Annotated in this window: 15 protein-coding genes and 1 riboswitch; of the genes, 10 read left to right on the forward strand and 5 right to left on the reverse strand. The window is 70.6% G+C overall.

Annotation, left to right across the window (positions count from 1 at the left end):
- Positions 1–142: 142 nt before the first annotated feature.
- The 3 genes from glyA to gcvT form a co-directional block, all read right to left on the reverse strand.
- Positions 143–1,402 (reverse strand): serine hydroxymethyltransferase, encoded by a 1,260-nt coding sequence (gene glyA / locus ACIRJT_RS21480; protein ID WP_403911413.1) that lies wholly within the window; start codon positions 1,400–1,402, stop codon positions 143–145.
- A 19-nt stretch (positions 1,403–1,421) separates the two neighbouring features.
- The gene (gcvH, locus tag ACIRJT_RS21485) at positions 1,422–1,799 is read right to left on the reverse strand and encodes a glycine cleavage system protein GcvH (protein WP_010060008.1); all 378 of its coding nucleotides are present in this window, start codon (positions 1,797–1,799) and stop codon (positions 1,422–1,424) included.
- 157 nt (positions 1,800–1,956) lie between these two features.
- The gene (gene gcvT, locus ACIRJT_RS21490) at positions 1,957–3,081 is read right to left on the reverse strand and encodes a glycine cleavage system aminomethyltransferase GcvT (protein WP_403911415.1); all 1,125 of its coding nucleotides are present in this window, start codon (positions 3,079–3,081) and stop codon (positions 1,957–1,959) included.
- 174 nt (positions 3,082–3,255) lie between these two features.
- A riboswitch (glycine riboswitch) is annotated at positions 3,256–3,353 on the reverse strand.
- A 175-nt stretch (positions 3,354–3,528) separates the two neighbouring features.
- Between gcvT and ACIRJT_RS21495 the strand changes: the two genes are divergently transcribed.
- From ACIRJT_RS21495 to ACIRJT_RS21505, 3 genes are all read left to right on the forward strand, one after another.
- Positions 3,529–4,221: an AAA family ATPase gene (locus ACIRJT_RS21495; protein ID WP_403911417.1), complete on the forward strand. Its 693-nt coding sequence runs from the start codon at positions 3,529–3,531 to the stop codon at positions 4,219–4,221.
- A 72-nt stretch (positions 4,222–4,293) separates the two neighbouring features.
- A complete protein-coding gene (locus tag ACIRJT_RS21500; protein ID WP_403911419.1) occupies positions 4,294–5,064 on the forward strand; it encodes an enhanced serine sensitivity protein SseB in 771 nt (256 codons plus the stop codon).
- Between the two features lie 253 nt (positions 5,065–5,317).
- Positions 5,318–6,064, forward strand: coding sequence for an enhanced serine sensitivity protein SseB C-terminal domain-containing protein (locus ACIRJT_RS21505; RefSeq protein WP_371626040.1), 747 nt, complete (start codon positions 5,318–5,320; stop codon positions 6,062–6,064).
- On the opposite strand, the gene ACIRJT_RS21510 is transcribed toward ACIRJT_RS21505, so the two are convergent.
- Positions 6,043–6,534 carry a hypothetical protein gene (locus ACIRJT_RS21510; protein ID WP_403911421.1) on the reverse strand — a complete coding sequence of 164 codons (492 nt, stop codon included), beginning with the start codon at positions 6,532–6,534 and terminating at the stop codon, positions 6,043–6,045. The two genes, ACIRJT_RS21505 and ACIRJT_RS21510, sit on opposite strands and share 22 nt — an antisense overlap.
- A gap of 269 nt (positions 6,535–6,803) precedes the next feature.
- On the opposite strand from ACIRJT_RS21510, the gene ACIRJT_RS21515 reads away from it, so the two are divergent.
- From ACIRJT_RS21515 to ACIRJT_RS21545, 7 genes are all read left to right on the forward strand, one after another.
- Positions 6,804–8,474 carry an ABC transporter substrate-binding protein gene (locus tag ACIRJT_RS21515; protein WP_403911423.1) on the forward strand — a complete coding sequence of 557 codons (1,671 nt, stop codon included), beginning with the start codon at positions 6,804–6,806 and terminating at the stop codon, positions 8,472–8,474.
- An 85-nt stretch (positions 8,475–8,559) separates the two neighbouring features.
- Positions 8,560–9,564: an ABC transporter permease gene (locus ACIRJT_RS21520; protein ID WP_403911425.1), complete on the forward strand. Its 1,005-nt coding sequence runs from the start codon at positions 8,560–8,562 to the stop codon at positions 9,562–9,564.
- 1 nt (position 9,565) lies between these two features.
- Positions 9,566–10,528, forward strand: coding sequence for an ABC transporter permease (locus ACIRJT_RS21525; RefSeq protein ID WP_403911427.1), 963 nt, complete (start codon positions 9,566–9,568; stop codon positions 10,526–10,528).
- Positions 10,529–10,534: 6 nt separating this feature from the next.
- Positions 10,535–11,527, forward strand: a complete 993-nt coding sequence (locus ACIRJT_RS21530; RefSeq protein ID WP_403911429.1) for an ABC transporter ATP-binding protein — start codon at positions 10,535–10,537, stop codon at positions 11,525–11,527.
- Positions 11,524–12,720 carry an oligopeptide/dipeptide ABC transporter ATP-binding protein gene (locus tag ACIRJT_RS21535; RefSeq protein ID WP_403911431.1) on the forward strand — a complete coding sequence of 399 codons (1,197 nt, stop codon included), beginning with the start codon at positions 11,524–11,526 and terminating at the stop codon, positions 12,718–12,720. Before ACIRJT_RS21530 ends, ACIRJT_RS21535 begins: the two co-directional genes overlap by 4 nt.
- A gap of 31 nt (positions 12,721–12,751) precedes the next feature.
- Complete coding sequence (locus tag ACIRJT_RS21540) at positions 12,752–13,423, forward strand: trimeric intracellular cation channel family protein (RefSeq protein ID WP_402014554.1); 672 nt, start codon at positions 12,752–12,754, stop codon at positions 13,421–13,423.
- A 62-nt stretch (positions 13,424–13,485) separates the two neighbouring features.
- Entirely contained in the window at positions 13,486–14,355 is an 870-nt protein-coding gene (locus ACIRJT_RS21545; RefSeq protein ID WP_403911433.1) for a thioesterase family protein, read from the forward strand.
- 7 nt (positions 14,356–14,362) lie between these two features.
- On the opposite strand, the gene ACIRJT_RS21550 is transcribed toward ACIRJT_RS21545, so the two are convergent.
- On the reverse strand, positions 14,363–15,184 hold the full coding sequence (locus ACIRJT_RS21550; protein ID WP_403911435.1) for a MerR family transcriptional regulator: 822 nt from the start codon (positions 15,182–15,184) through the stop codon (positions 14,363–14,365).
- Between the last annotated feature and the right edge of the window lie 37 nt (positions 15,185–15,221).

Here is a 15,221-nt window from a genome sequence, read left to right on the forward strand (position 1 = left end):
CGGGGTGGGGCCCGCGGGTCAAGCAGGTCAAACGGGTCGAGCAGGGCAAAAGGTGGCGCGGGGGACACGGGTCGGGGCACCGCGCTCACTCTTTCAGTGTGCGCGGTGCCCCGTCCGAACGTGCGGAACCGCAGGCCAGGTGTTACTTCAGGCCGGGGTACAGCGGGAACTTCTCGGCCAGCGCGACCACGCGGGCCTTGAGGTCGTCCGCGTCGTAGGACGGCTTGAGGGCGGCGGCGATGATCTCCGCGACCTCCGTGAAGTCCTCGGTGCCGAAGCCGCGGGTGGCCAGCGCCGGGGTGCCGATCCGCAGGCCCGAGGTGACCATCGGGGGGCGCGGGTCGTTCGGGATGGCGTTCCGGTTGACCGTGATGCCCAGCTCGTGGAGCCGGTCCTCGGCCTGCTGGCCGTCCAGCTCCGAGTTGCGCAGGTCGACCAGGACCAGGTGCACGTCGGTGCCGCCGGAGAGGACGGATACGCCCACCTCGGTGACGTCCTGCTGGACCAGGCGCTCGGCCAGGATCCGCGCGCCGTCCAGGGTGCGCTGCTGGCGCTCCTTGAACTCCTCGCCCGCCGCGATCTTGAACGAGACCGCCTTGGCCGCGATCACGTGCTCCAGCGGGCCGCCCTGCTGACCCGGGAAGACCGCGGAGTTGATCTTCTTGGCGAGCTCCTGGGTGGAGAGGATCACGCCGCCGCGCGGACCGCCGAGGGTCTTGTGCGTGGTGGTGGTGACGACATGGGCGTGCGGCACCGGGTTCGGGTGCAGGCCGGCCGCGACCAGGCCCGCGAAGTGCGCCATGTCGACCATCAGGTACGCGCCGACCTCGTCCGCGATGCGGCGGAAGGCGGCGAAGTCCAGCTGGCGCGGGTAGGCGGACCAGCCGGCCACGATCAGCTTCGGCTGGGACTCCTTGGCGAGGCGCTCGACCTCCTCCATGTCCACGACGCCGCTCTCGTCGACGTGGTACGGGACCACGTTGTAGAGCTTGCCGGAGAAGTTGATCTTCATGCCGTGGGTCAGGTGACCGCCGTGGGCCAGGTTCAGGCCCATGATCGTGTCGCCCGGCTTCAGCAGCGCGAACATCGCGGCGGCGTTCGCCTGGGCGCCGGAGTGCGGCTGCACGTTCGCGGCCTCGGCGCCGAACAGGGCCTTGATCCGGTCGATCGCGATCTGCTCGACGACGTCGACGTGCTCACAGCCGCCGTAGTAGCGGCGGCCCGGGTAGCCCTCGGCGTACTTGTTGGTGAGGACGGAGCCCTGCGCCTCCATGACGGCGACCGGAGCGAAGTTCTCCGAGGCGATCATTTCGAGGGTGGACTGCTGACGGTGGAGCTCGGCGTCGACGGCGGCGGCGACGTCCGGGTCCAGCTCGTGGAGGGAGGAGTTCAGAAGCGACATCAGGGGGTCCCTTAAGGTCTCAGTTGCCGGAGAACGCGGTGTACTCGTCGGCGGAGAGCAGGTCGGCCGGCTCCTCCGCGACGCGCACCTTGAACAGCCAGCCGCCCTCGAAGGGAGCGGAGTTCACCAGCGAGGGGTCGTCCACGACGTCCTGGTTGGCCGCCGTCACCTCACCGGTCACCGGCGAGTACAGATCGCTGACGGACTTGGTCGACTCCAGTTCGCCGCAGGTCTCGCCCGCGGTCACCGTGTCGCCGACCTCCGGGAGCTGGGCGTAGACGACGTCACCGAGCGCGTTGGCCGCGTACTCCGTGATGCCGATGGTGGCCACGCCGTCCTCGAGGGCCGACAGCCACTCGTGCTCCTTGCTGTACCGCAGCTGCTGGGGGTTGCTCATGACCTGAATTCTCCTGTACGCGGGGGAGTGCTGATGAACGGTGGTCTTACGGTGTGAGACGGAGGAACGTCACTTCTGTGACGTCTGTGCGCGCGTCACTTCGATGACGTCTGCGCGCTGTCGAAAAGGTCCGGTCGCCGCCGGTCCTTCCGGGATGTCACTTCTGGCGCTTGTAGAACGGCAGTGCGACGACCTCGTACGGTTCGTGCGTGCCGCGGATGTCCACGCCCACGCCCTCGGCGCCCGGCACGGCGAAGGCCGCGTCCACGTAGGCCATGGCGATCGGCCTGCCCAGCGTCGGGGACGGGGCGCCGGAGGTGACCTCGCCGATCACCTTCCCGTCGGCGACGACGGGGAAGCCCGCGCGCGGGACCCGGCGGCCCTCGGCGATCAGGCCCACCAGCTTGCGCGGCGGGGCCAACTCGGCGCGCTCGGCGGCGGCGGTCAGGGCCTCACGCCCGACGAAGTCGCCCTCCTTCTCGAACTTCACGACCCGGCCCAGGCCCGCGTCGAACGGGGTGAGCGCGGTCGTCAGCTCGTGCCCGTACAGCGGCATGCCCGCCTCCAGACGCAGCGTGTCCCGGCAGGAGAGCCCGCAGGGGATCAGGCCGTGCGGCGATCCGGCCTCGGTCAGCGCCCGCCACAGCTGCTCGGCGTGCTCCGGCGCGACGAAGAGTTCAAAGCCGTCCTCGCCGGTGTAGCCGGTACGGGCGATGAGCGCCGGGACCCCGGCGACCGTGCCCGGCAGGCCCGCGTAGTACTTCAGCCCGTCCAGGTCGGCGTCGGTGACGGCCTTCATGATGGCGGGCGACTCCGGGCCCTGGACCGCGAGCAGCGCGTACGCGTCCCGGTCGTCGCGCACCTCGGCGTCGAAGCCCCCGACCCGGGCGGTCAGCGCGTCCAGCACGACCTGCGCGTTGCCCGCGTTGGCGACCACCATGTATTCGGTGGCCCCGCTCTCGCCGAGCCGGTAGACGATCAGGTCGTCCACGATCCCGCCGTCCTCCTGGACGATCATCGTGTAGCGGGCCCGGCCGTTGCCGACGGTGGCGATGTTGCCCACCAGCGCGTAGCTCAGGAAGGCGGCGGCCTCGGGCCCGGTGACGGTGATCTCGCCCATGTGCGACAGGTCGAAGAGACCGGCCCGGGTGCGTACGGCGTTGTGCTCGTCGCGCTCACTGGCGTACCGCAGGGGCATGTCCCAGCCCGCGAAGTCGGTCATGGTGGCGCCGAGCGAGCGGTGCAGGGCGTCGAGGGCGGTGAGACGGGGGGCAGTGCTCATGGATACGGCTCCAGGGCATGACGACGTCAGGACGAATCCTCCCCATCTGTCATCGGAACCTGAGAGGTTCGCCGATAGCCCCTGACGGGGTATGCCCCTGGAGGGCGCCCCGGATCAGGGGGCTCGGCTTGCACCTTGGGTGGAGCCGCGGAACGGCTCGCTTTTCAGATCTGCCTCATCCACGCGGTACGGGGCCTGAGAGATTCAAGGGAGGATCTTGCTCCTTCGGCGCCCGGCTCACACTGTGGCCGGAACTCTCCCGCGCGGATTCGAACGGCCGGTATGCAGTTGGCGGGGTCATCATCGCATGCATTGGGGGAGAGTGGGGGGTCCGGTCCCCACGCAGGTGAATACGGCTACAACAGGCCCTGGGACGGTTGTGCCGCATTGCCTTTTCTTTACACTTCAGGGGCAGGCGTGGGGGACACGACGGCAGGGGGATGGGCGATGACGTTGCAGCGGTCGGCACCGACCGCGGGGGTCGCCGACGGCGCGATGCCCGCACAGCCCGGCGCTCCCGTGCGGGAGCTGCTGACGGAGGGCGCGCCGGTGGTACGTGACCTGCGCGGGCGTAACAGCTGTGCCCCGTACAGCCTCGATCTCACCGCCGGTGACGTCGTCGTGGTCTCCGGACTCCCCGGCAGCGGGAAGTCGACCCTCATCCGGCGGGCCGCGCGGGGCCGCGCCATCGACTCCCAGAACACCCGCGACAGCTGGGCCGCCGCCCTGCCCCGTTTACTGCCCTACGCCCTCTACCGCCCCCTGGTCCGCGCCGCGCACTACCTCGGCCTCTGGAACGCCCTGCGCTCCGGTGAATCCGTCGTCGTGCACGACTGCGGCACCCAGACGTGGGTACGCCGCTGGCTCGCCCGGCACGCCGTGGGCCGGGGCCGCACCCTCCATCTGATCCTGCTCGACGTGACGCCCCAGGTGGCGCGGCAGGGGCAGCGCGAGCGTGGGCGCGGGGTCTCCGGCTACGCCTTCGCCCGCCACCGGCACGCGGTCGCCCGGCTGCTCCGCGACACCGAGCAGGGGCTGCTGCCCGCCGGCTGCACCTCCGCGGTGCTGCTGGACCGCGAGGCCGCGGGAGCGCTCGACCGGATCTCCTTCACGGCCGCCGAGGCCTCCACCGCCCGCTGACGGTTAAGGTGCTGGCCGGAGCAGAGGGCCGCCGCGGCGCGGCCGAAGCGGTGGAGAGAGGGCGCAGAGGCAGTGGACATTCCGGCACCCGCACCGGCGCACCCCCAGCAGGGGTGGCCCGCCAACGAGCTCGAAGAGGTGCTGACGGCCTCCCTCGGCGTCCCCGACGCGGGCGGTCGCCTCGTCGAGGTGCTCGGCCGCAGCTCCGTCTGGGTGCCGCTGCCGAACGGTGGCACCCCCGCGAGCGCGGACCTCGACCTGCCGATGATGGAGATCGACGGCGCGGCCTTCGTCCCCGTCTTCAGCTCCGAGGCCCAGTTCCTCAGCTGCGTCGGCAGCCATATGTCCTTCACCGTCGCGCCCGCCCGCGACTTCGCCCGGGGCCTGCCCCCGCAGGTCGGCATCGCCGTGAACCCGGGCGGCGCGGTCGGCATACCGCTTCCGCCGCCCGCCGTCGCCGAGCTGTGCCGGGCCGGCCGCACCGCCCTGGACGGGCCCGCCACCGGCGGCCGGGTCCGGCTGTTCGAGCCGGACTGGCAGCACGACCCGGTCGACTTCCTCGCCGCCGTGTCCGAGGAGTTCGAGGCCACCGGAGTGGTGAGCACCGCCCGCCGGGCGCTGGCCAGCATCGAGGGCGGCGACCCGGTCCTCTTCGTCGGCGTCGAGTTCGCCACCTGGGACGGCGCGGGACAGAGCGCGCCGATGGACGCCATCGGCCGCGCGCTCGGCCGGGTCCAGGTGCCCTGGCCGGTCAATCTGGTCCTGCTGGACGTGGCGGACGACCTCGTCGGCGACTGGGTGCGGGAGAAGGTGCGCCCGTTCTACCGCCGCGAGGGGCACTGACCGCCGCGAGGGCCACTGACCGCCGGCCGGACGCCCACTGACGACCGCGGAAGGCTGCCGGGTCACGGTGCCGTCGGACCGTGGCGTCAAGTCGGTGTCAGAAGTGGCGCATAAGCTGGTTTGATGGCGTGGTCGCTCCCGTGTGCCCGGGAGCGTCTGCGCGAACGCGACGGATCGACACGCGACGGATCGACGAGGGGCGGAACCCAGGGTGAGTGCGTCAGGCACTGCGGCGGCCGGGAAGGTCGAGCACATGCTGCGCCAGGTGACCCCCGGGCGTTACGACGCCTACGAGGCGCTGCTCGCCGCGGTCGCCGAGGGCCGGATCTGGATGCTGCTCTGGCACGGCACGGCCGGCTCACCGGACGCCCAGTACGGCAACATGGAGATCGACGGCCTGGGCTACGCCCCCTGCGTCACCTCCGCCCAGGAGCTGTCCGCCAGCGGCTGGAACCGCGCCCACGAGCTGGTCACCGGACGCGACATCGCCCGCTCCCTGTTCCCCGACCGCTGGGGTATCTGGCTCAATCCGCACGCTCCCGGGGGCGGCGTCGGCATCCCCTGGCTCGACCTGCGGCGCATCGCCACCGGCCTGGACCGGCTGCCCGCCGGACCGCTCCGGCTCTCCGACCCCACCATCGAACTCCCGCAGTTCTACGCCCTGCTCACCCAGAACGCCCACCGCACCCCCGCGATCCGCTCCCTGCGCCGCGCCTGGGTGCACCCCGCGGTCGGGGTCCCGTATCTCGCGATCGGCCTCGACCTCTACGACACCGGCCGCGCCTCCGTCGAATCGGTGCGCGAGATGATGCGGCAGTCGGTCGGCGCGGTCCCCGAGGGGCTGCCCGTCTCCACCGTCGCCCTGTCCGACGAGTACGACCCGGTCGGCATGTGGCTGCGCGCGAACGCCCGTCCGTTCTACGACCGCGAGGCGCACGCCCCCGCGGGCCCGCCCCCGGCCGCCGCCCCCGGCTACGGCTACCCGCCCCTTCCCCGCTGACCCTCAAGGGGCCGGCCGATCCCGGAAAGGGCCCCCGGGCGGCCCCGGTCGGCCCGCTCAGGGCTGTTGACGGCGTTCAGGCGCGTGACCTCCGCGGCGTGACCGGCGGTGCGCAGCGCGGACGTGCCGGAGGCGTACAGCGCGGTGCCGACCGCGGCCGGCGGGAGCGAGAGCAGGAGGGCGGCGAGCATCGGCCCCCAGTCGCGTGCGGCGTCGCAGCGCTCGCGCTCGGTCTCGGTGTGCGACGCATCAAAGGAGGCGTCCCCGGGGAAGGCGCGGGAATCGCACGCGATGGGACGGGACTTCGCGCCGTATTCGACGCTGAACGAGAAGAAGAGCTGGTAGGCCGGCCAGAGCCGGATGAGGGCGGCCACGGCCACCAGCCCCCGGCCCCAGCCCTGTTCGCGTACTCCGCGCCGGCGGAACTCCCGGTCGTACACCTGCGCCTGCGAACTGGTGAGGGGAAGCATGCCGGGCAAGCCGGCGCACGCGGACCGCCCCTGGGAGTCGGGGCGGCGCGGTCGGGCGCGGCTCGCCGCTCGTGGTCACCCTGCGTCGAACACTCGTCGATGTCCGGCTTGTTAACTTCCCCCGTGAGGATGTCCCGGAACTGGACGGTTTGTTAACTGTCCGGGTCTCGACTAGGTCTCACCGCTATCCGGACTGTTCTCTTGCGGCAGGCACCGTCTGTAGTGTGCGGCCATCAAAGCTCACCACATGGCGAACCAGGGGTGGACCCATGCGCATATTCAAGTCCCGGGCTGTCCGGGCGATCACGACAGCGGTCGCTGTCGGCCTGATCGCCACGGGCTGTTCCAGCGAGCGGGACGAGGGCAACTCCAAGGGGGGCGACAAGGACACCTTCGTCTTCGCCGGAGCCGGTGACCCCGGTTCCCTCGACCCCGCCCTCGCGAGTGACGGCGAGACGTTCCGCGTCACCCGTCAGGCCTTCGAGGCGCTCCTGGAGCACGAGCCCGGTGGTAGCAAGCTCGTCGGCGGCCTCGCGGAGAAGTGGTCGAGCGACCCGGCCGGCAAGGTCTGGACGTTCAACCTGCGCCAGGGCGTGAAGTTCCACGACGGCGAGGCGTTCAACGCCGCAGCGGTCTGCGCGAACTACGACCACTGGTTCAACTGGAAGGGCACGTACCAGTCCAGCGCGGTCTCCTACTACTGGCAGACCATCATGGGCGGGTTCGCGAAGAACGAGGACGCCGAGGCGCCCAAGCCCAACTACAAGTCCTGCACGGCCAAGGACGACAACACGGCCGTCATCGAGGTGAACGAGCCCTCGGCGAACCTGCCGGGCGGGTTCTCCCTCCAGGCGCTGGCGATCCACTCGCCGAAGGCCATCAAGGAGTACGAGAAGCAGGACGCGAGCGCCAAGGGCGACGCGATCACGTACCCCAAGTACAGCCAGGAGGCCGGCACGGTCGCCGGCACCGGCCCGTACAAGATCACGAAGTGGAACAAGGGGAACAAGGAAGTCTCCCTCACGCGCTTCGACGGCTACTGGGGCGACAAGGCCAAGGTGAAGAACCTGGTCTTCCGCACCATCTCCACCGAGGAGACCCGCCGCCAGGCGCTCCAGGCGGGTGACATCGACGGCTACGACCTGGTCGCGCCGGCCGATGTGACGACGCTGGAGAAGGAGGGTTACGAGGTCCCGACCCGTGACGTCTTCAACATCTTCTACATCGGGATGAGCCAGTCGGCGAACCCGGCGCTGAAGAAGCCCGAGGTCCGTCAGGCGATCACGCACGCCATCGACCGCGAGAACCTGGTCAACACCCAGCTGCCCGAGGGCGGCAAGGTCGCGACCCAGTTCATGCCCGACACGGTCGCCGGCTACTCGGACAAGGTGAAGACGTACCCGTTCGACACCGCCAAGGCGAAGGACCTCCTCAAGCAGGCCGGTGCGGAGAAGCTGAGCATCGACTTCTGCTACCCGACCGAGGTCACCCGCCCGTACATGCCCGCCCCGCAGGACATGTTCGAGCTGATGAAGGCCGACCTGGAGAAGGCCGGCATCACCGTCAAGCCGAAGGCCATGAAGTGGGCCCCGGACTACCTGGACGCCACCGAGGCGGGCTCCTGCGCCCTGCACATGCTCGGCTGGACCGGTGACTTCAACGACGGCTACAACTTCATCGGCACCTGGTTCGCCGGACCGGACAAGCAGTGGGGCTTCAAGGACCAGAAGGTCTTCGACGCCGTCAACGCCGCCTCCAAGGTCACCGACCCGGCGGCCCGCACCGAGGCCTACAAGAAGGCCAACGACGTGATCGCGGAGTACGTCCCGGGCGTGCCGATCTCGTCGTCGCCGCCGGCCATCGCGTTCGCCAAGAACGTCAACCCGCCGAAGGTCTCCCCGCTCACGCAGGAGGACTTCGCCGAGGTCTCCTTCAAGTAATCGCACACCAGCGGGTCCGCCCGGCCACAGCAACCAGGTGGCCGGGCGGACCCGCATCGACGCACGTGAGAAAGGGGCATGCGGGGTGCTGCGACTCGTCGTAAGAAGACTTCTCCAGCTCATTCCCACCCTGCTCGGCCTGTCGGTCCTGCTGTTCCTCTGGCTGAACCGACTGCCCGGCGGACCCGCCACAGCGATCCTGGGCGAGCGGGCCACCGAAGCCGAAGTAGCGAGAATCAACCGGGCACTCGGGCTCGACGAGCCGGTCCACGTCCAGTACTGGCGCTTCCTCAAGCGCATCTTCGAGCTCGACCTCGGAACCTCCACCCAGACCGGCCAGCCGGTGTGGGACGAATTCACCCGCGCCTTCCCCGCGACGGTGGAGCTGAGCCTGGCGGCGATCCTGATCGCCGTCGTCGTCGGCATCCCGATGGGCTACCTCGCGGCCAAGCACCGCGGCGGCTGGCTGGACGTCGCCTCCGTCTCCGGATCGCTGCTCGGCATCTGCATCCCGGTCTTCTTCCTGGCCGTGCTGCTGCGCGGGATCTTCTCCGTGCAGCTGCAGTGGTTCCCGAGCCAGGGTCGGCTCGACTCCGGCCTCAACGCCACCGACGTCACCGGATTCGCTGTCCTGGACGGCCTGTTGACGGGTGAGTTCGACGCGAGCTGGAACGCGATCATGCACTTGATCCTGCCCGCCGTCGCGCTGGCCTCGATCCCGCTCGCCGTCATCGTCCGGATGACCCGCGCCAGCGTGCTGGAAGTGCTCGGCGAGGACTACATCCGCACCGCCGAGTCCAAGGGCCTCGACAAGAAGACCGTGCGCGGGCGCCATGTCCTGCGCAACGCCCTGCTGCCCGTGATCACCGCGGTCGGCCTGCTGACCGGCAGCCTGCTCTCCGGTGCGGTGCTCACCGAGTCCGTCTTCGACTTCGGCGGGCTGGGCTCCTTCATCCGTACCGCGATCGACGGCCGCGACTATCCGGTCCTCGTCGGGTTCATTCTCTTCATCGCGATGGTGTACGTGCTGATCAACCTGCTGGTCGACCTCGCGTACAGCATCATCGACCCGAGAGTGCGGGTGCACTGACGTGACGATCCTGACCAACAAAGCGGACAAGGTCGACCGCCTCGCCGAGCTGACCCAGAGCTCGGAGACGGTCACCGGAACCAGTCTGTGGCGCGAGGCGTTCCGCCGGATGCGCTCCAGCAAGATGGCGATCATCGGCGCGGTCATCATCGGCGCGTTCGTCATCGTCGCCGTCGTCGGACCGATGGTGGCCCCGCACGGAGCCACCGCGCAGAACTGGCGCAGCGAAGTCTTCCCCAACCAGGGCAAGTTCGTCGGCATGCGCGGCGAGAACTGGTTCGGCCTGGACCACCTGGGCCGCGACATGTTCTCCCGCTGGCTCGTCGGGGCCCGGCAGACACTGCTCGTCGGTGTCGTCTCCATGCTCATCGGACTGATCGTCGGCGCGCTGGTCGGTGTGCTCTCCGGAGCCGCCGCCACCCTCGGCGGCAAGGCCGGCCAGCGCGTCGACACCGTGATCATGCGCTTCACCGACATCATGCTGTCGCTTCCCTCGCTGCTGCTCGCGGTCTCCATCGCCGCGGTCCTCGGTCAGTCCCTGACCACCGTGATGATCGCCGTGGGTGTCGTCCAGATCCCCATCTTCGCCCGCCTGCTGCGCGGTTCGATGCTGGTCCAGGGCGGCGCGGACTACGTGCTCGCCGCGAAGGCGGTCGGTATCCGGCGCAAGCGGATCGTGCTCACGCAGATCCTGCCGAACTCGCTGAGCCCGGTGATCGTCCAGGCCACGCTGAGCCTGGCCACCGCGATCATCGAGGCCGCGGCCCTGTCCTACCTGGGCCTCGGCAACCCCGACCCGGCCATTCCCGAGTGGGGCGTGATGCTCTCCCAGGCACAGCGCTTCTTCGACAACGAGCCGATGATGGCCGCCTACCCGGCCGTCGGGATCATCATCACCGCCCTCGGCTTCACCCTGCTCGGCGAGGCCATGCGCGAAGCCCTCGACCCGAAGTTGCGAGGCTGAAGTCCCATGTCACTGCTCTCCGTTGAGGAACTCAGCGTCACCTTCACCGCCCGCGGCCGCAAGGACGCCACGGCCGTGGACGGTGTCTCCTTCGAGGTCGACCAGGGCCAGGTCGTGGGCCTGGTCGGCGAGTCGGGCTGCGGCAAGTCCGTCACCTCGCTCGCCCTGATGGGGCTGCTGCCCCGCAAGGGTGTGCGCGTCGGCGGCCGTGCCGAGTTCGACGGTCAGAACCTGCTGACCATGAACGAGCGCAAGCTGCGCGATCTGCGCGGCAGCCAGCTCGCGATGATCTTCCAGGACCCGCTCTCCTCACTGAACCCGGTCGTCCCCATCGGGATCCAGGTCACCGAGATCCTCCAGCGCCACCGCGGGCTGAAGGGCGAGAAGGCCCGCAAGGAAGCCGCGTTCCTGCTCGACCGGGTCGGCATCCCCGACCCGGACCGGCGGCTCAAGGAGTATCCGCACCAGCTCTCCGGCGGTATGCGCCAGCGGGCGCTGATCGCCATGGCGGTCGCCTGCGCCCCCCGGCTCCTGATCGCCGACGAGCCGACGACCGCCCTGGACGTGACCATCCAGGCGCAGATCCTGGAGCTCCTGAAGGAGTTGGTCGACCAGGAGGGCACTGCCCTGCTGATGATCACGCACGACCTGGGCGTCGTCGCCGGCCTCTGCGACGAGGTCAACGTCCTGTACGCGGGACGGGCGGTGGAATCGGCGGGCCGCCGCGAGCTGTTCGCCCACCCCACCCACCCGTACGCGCACGGGCTGCTCGGCTCCATCCCGCGGCTGGACGCGCCGCGCGGCGAGCCGTTGCACCCGATCCGCGGCTCCATCAACGACAAGATCGCCTGGGCCGACGGCTGCGCGTTCGCACCCCGGTGCGACCACTACACGATGGAGTGCCTCACCGGCACTCCCGAACTGACCGAACCACGCACGGCCGGACACCAGGTGCGCTGCGTCAACCCGGTCCTGCCCAAGGCGGAGGTCCCGGCATGAGCCTTCTCGAACTGGACGGCGTCAAGGTCCACTTCCCGGTCAAGAAGGGCCTCCTCTTCGACCGTACGGTGGGCCACGTCTACGCGGTCGACGGCGTCTCGCTGAGCGTCGAGGCCGGTCAGACGTACGGGCTGGTCGGCGAGTCGGGCTGTGGCAAGACGACGCTCGGCCGCGCGGTCCTGCGGTTGAACGACATCACCGAGGGCGGGGTCGTCTTCGACGGCACCGACCTGGCGAAGCTGCCCTCCGAGGAGATGCGGGCCTTCCGCCGCCGCCTCCAGATGGTCTTCCAGGACCCGCTGGGCAGCCTCAACCCCCGGCAGAACATCGAGTCCATCCTCGCCGAGGGCATGGCCGCCCACGGCATCGGGAAGGACGCGGCGGAGCGCCGGAAGAAGATCGAGTCCATCCTCGCCAAGGTCGGCCTGCCGTCCAACGCGATGTCCCGCTACCCGCACGAGTTCTCCGGCGGCCAGCGCCAGCGCATCGGCATCGCCCGCGCGCTGGTGCTGGAGCCGGACGTGATCATCTGCGACGAGCCGGTGTCCGCGCTGGACGTCTCGGTCCAGGCGCAGGTGATCAACCTGCTGGAGGAGCTCCAGGAGTCCCTCGGCCTGACCTACCTGGTCATCGCGCACGACCTCGCGGTCGTCCGGCACATCTCGGACGTCATCGGGGTGATGTATCTCGGCGGGCTCGTCGAGGAGGCCCCGAGCGACGCGTTGTACGCGGGGCCCCGGCACCCGTACACCAAGGCGCTGATGTCGGCCGTCCCGGTGCCCGACCCCGAGGTCGAGGACCGCCGCGAGCGGATCCTGCTCCACGGCGACCTGCCCTCGCCGGCGAACCCGCCGGCCGGCTGCCGCTTCCACACCCGCTGCCCGTGGGTGCAGGAGACCAAGTGCGCCACGGAGCGCCCGCCGCTGCTGGACACCGGCGACGGGCACAAGGTGGCCTGCCACTTCACGGCCGGGATCGAGGCCGGGACGGTGAAGCAGACCCTGGCCACGGGCATCGAGGCGGTCACCGGCACGGAGACGGTGGCGGCCGAAGCGGTGGAGACCGCGGAGGGCGAGCCCGCCACCGAGGCTCCCGCGAAGGAGCCCGCGACCGTACCGGCCCAGGCCGACGCGGATCCCACCCAGAAGGCGGCGGACGCCACGCAACAGACGGAGGACAGCCCGAAGGCGTAGGGGGAGCGTCCGGCACCGGCACAATTGCCCGGTGCTCACCGAACTGTTCACGCCCTCCGTCCAGCATGCGCTCGATCTCGTCGGGATCTTCGTCTTCGCGATCTCGGGCGCCCTGCTCGCCGTCCGCAAGAACTTCGACGTCTTCGGCATCGCGGTTCTCGCGGAGGTGACAGCGCTGGGCGGAGGGCTGTTCCGTGACGTGATGATCGGGGCGATCCCGCCCGCCGCCTTCACCGACCTCGGCTACTTCACCACCCCGCTGTTCGCCGCCGTCCTGGTCTTCTTCCTCCACCCGCACGTGGAGCGCATCCAGGTCGGCGTCAACGTCTTCGACGCGGCGGGGCTCGGCCTGTTCTGCGTGACCGGCACGGTCAAGGCGTACGAGTACGGCCTCGGGCTCACCGCGTCGGCGGCACTGGGCCTGGCCACCGCGGTCGGCGGCGGCGTGCTGCGCGACGTGCTGGCCAACGAGGTGCCCTCCCTGCTGCGCTGGGACCGCGACCTGTACGCGGTGCCCGCGATCGTCGGCGCGACCATGGTCGTCCTCTGCATCCGCTTCGACACCCTCAACGCCCTGACCAGCGGGCTGGCGGTGATCGCCGCGTTCGCCCTGCGACTGCTGGCGCTGCGCTTCCACTGGCGCGCGCCCCGCGCGTACAACCGCTCCTCCGCGCGCGCCGAGAAGGGTTCGGCGGCCACGTAGCCCGGCGATCCGGCTCCCAAAAAGCTACCGCTCAGTAGCGGGACCCATGTACCGTGCATGCCATGGCACAGGCAGCGACTGAGGCGGCGCAGACCGCACGGGCAACCATCGGCGACAGCGAGTTCGACCGGGACACCGCGGTCACCCTGCGCGAGGAGGGCGTCTACGACGCCGACCTCTCCGCGGGCTGGACCATCATCCAAGCCGTCAACGGCGGCTATCTGCTGGCGCTGCTCGGCCGGGCACTGGGCGACGCCCTGCCGCACCCCGACCCGTTCTCCGTCTCGGCGCACTACCTCACCGCCTCCGTGCCCGGACCCGCCGTCGTACGCACCCAGGTCGTCCGCACCGGCCGCACCCTCTCCACGGGCCAGGCCTCCCTCTTCCAGTACGCCGAGGACGGGAGCGAGGTCGAGCGCATCCGGGTCCTGGCCACCTACGGCGACCTGGACACGCTCCCCGACGACGTCCGCACGACGGCCCTGCCGCCCGCCATGCCCGACCGGGACCACTGCCTGGGCCCGAGCGACGGTGCGCCCAGGATTCCCGGCAGCTCCGCCATCACCGACCGCCTGGACATCAAGCTCGACCCGGCCACCGTCGGCTGGGCCGTCGGCGCCCCGTCCGGCAAGGGCGAGATGCGCGGCTGGTTCGGCCTGGCCGACGGCCGCGACCCGGACCCGCTGTCGCTGCTGCTCACCGTGGACGCCCTGCCGCCGACCTCGTTCGAGCTGGGCCTGGCCGGCTGGACCCCCACCGTCGAGCTGACCACCCACATCCGCTGCCGCCCCGCGCCGGGCCCGCTGCGCGTCTCCATCACCACCCGCAACCTCGCGGGCGGCTTCCTGGAGGAGGACGCGGAGGTCTGGGACAGCGCCGACCGCCTCGTCGCCCAGTCCCGCCAGCTGGCCAAGGCCCCGCGCACCGCCTGAGGCGCCTTCACTCCCAGACCGCGGACGCCGGATCGACGCCATGCGCCCCGGCGTTCGCGGCGATCACCTCGCACAGCCAGCCGCCGAGGCCCGGCGCGATCGCGTCGTAGTGCGCGGCGTAGCCGGGATCGGTGACATACGTCCGGCCGATGCAGACCTGCATGGCGTACGTGCAGTCGAAGTACGTCGCGATCTGCGCGCGGTGCCGCTCCGCGAGGGCGTCCGCGACCTCCGACCCGGGAGCCACGCCCGTGCGGTAGGCGGTGGCGAGGTCGGCGGTCAGGGCCTCGACGGTCGCCGCCACGTCCTTCCAGTCCTCGCGGCTCATCCTCGCCGCCCGCTCCGCGTACTGCGCCCACTGGTCCGTGTCGCTCCAGCGCTCCTCGGCCTCCTCGGTCCGGGCGGGCTGCCAGTCGGCCCCGAAGATCTCCACCTGTTCCTCGGGCGTCAGCCGGATCCCCGGTTTCGACTCCAGCAACATGCGGTCCACCGCCCCCACCATCCGTTCCAGCCGGGAGATCCGCTCCGCGAGCTGCCCCCGCTGCCGGTGCAGATGCTCGCGCGCGTCGACCTCCGGGTCGTCCAGGAGCCGCCCGATCGAGGCGAGCGGAATGCCGATCTCCCGGTAGACGAGCACCCGGTGGAGCCGGGCGACGTCGTCGTCCCCGTACACCCGGTATCCGGCCCTCGTGCGCCCGCCAGGCCGCACCAGGCCGATCGTGTCCCAGTGGTGCAGCGTCTTCACGCTGACCCCGACGAGCTCGGCCGTCCGCCCGACGGTCAGGCCGTCGGCGGGCGGTTCCCCGGGGTGTCGGTCCTCGCTCCTCATCGGACCAGTCTCCCGGAACCGGAGGCGGAGGTCCCCG

The organism is Streptomyces sp. NPDC102283, from assembly GCF_044766265.1.
In the GTDB taxonomy this organism is placed as follows: Bacteria; Actinomycetota; Actinomycetes; order Streptomycetales; family Streptomycetaceae; genus Streptomyces.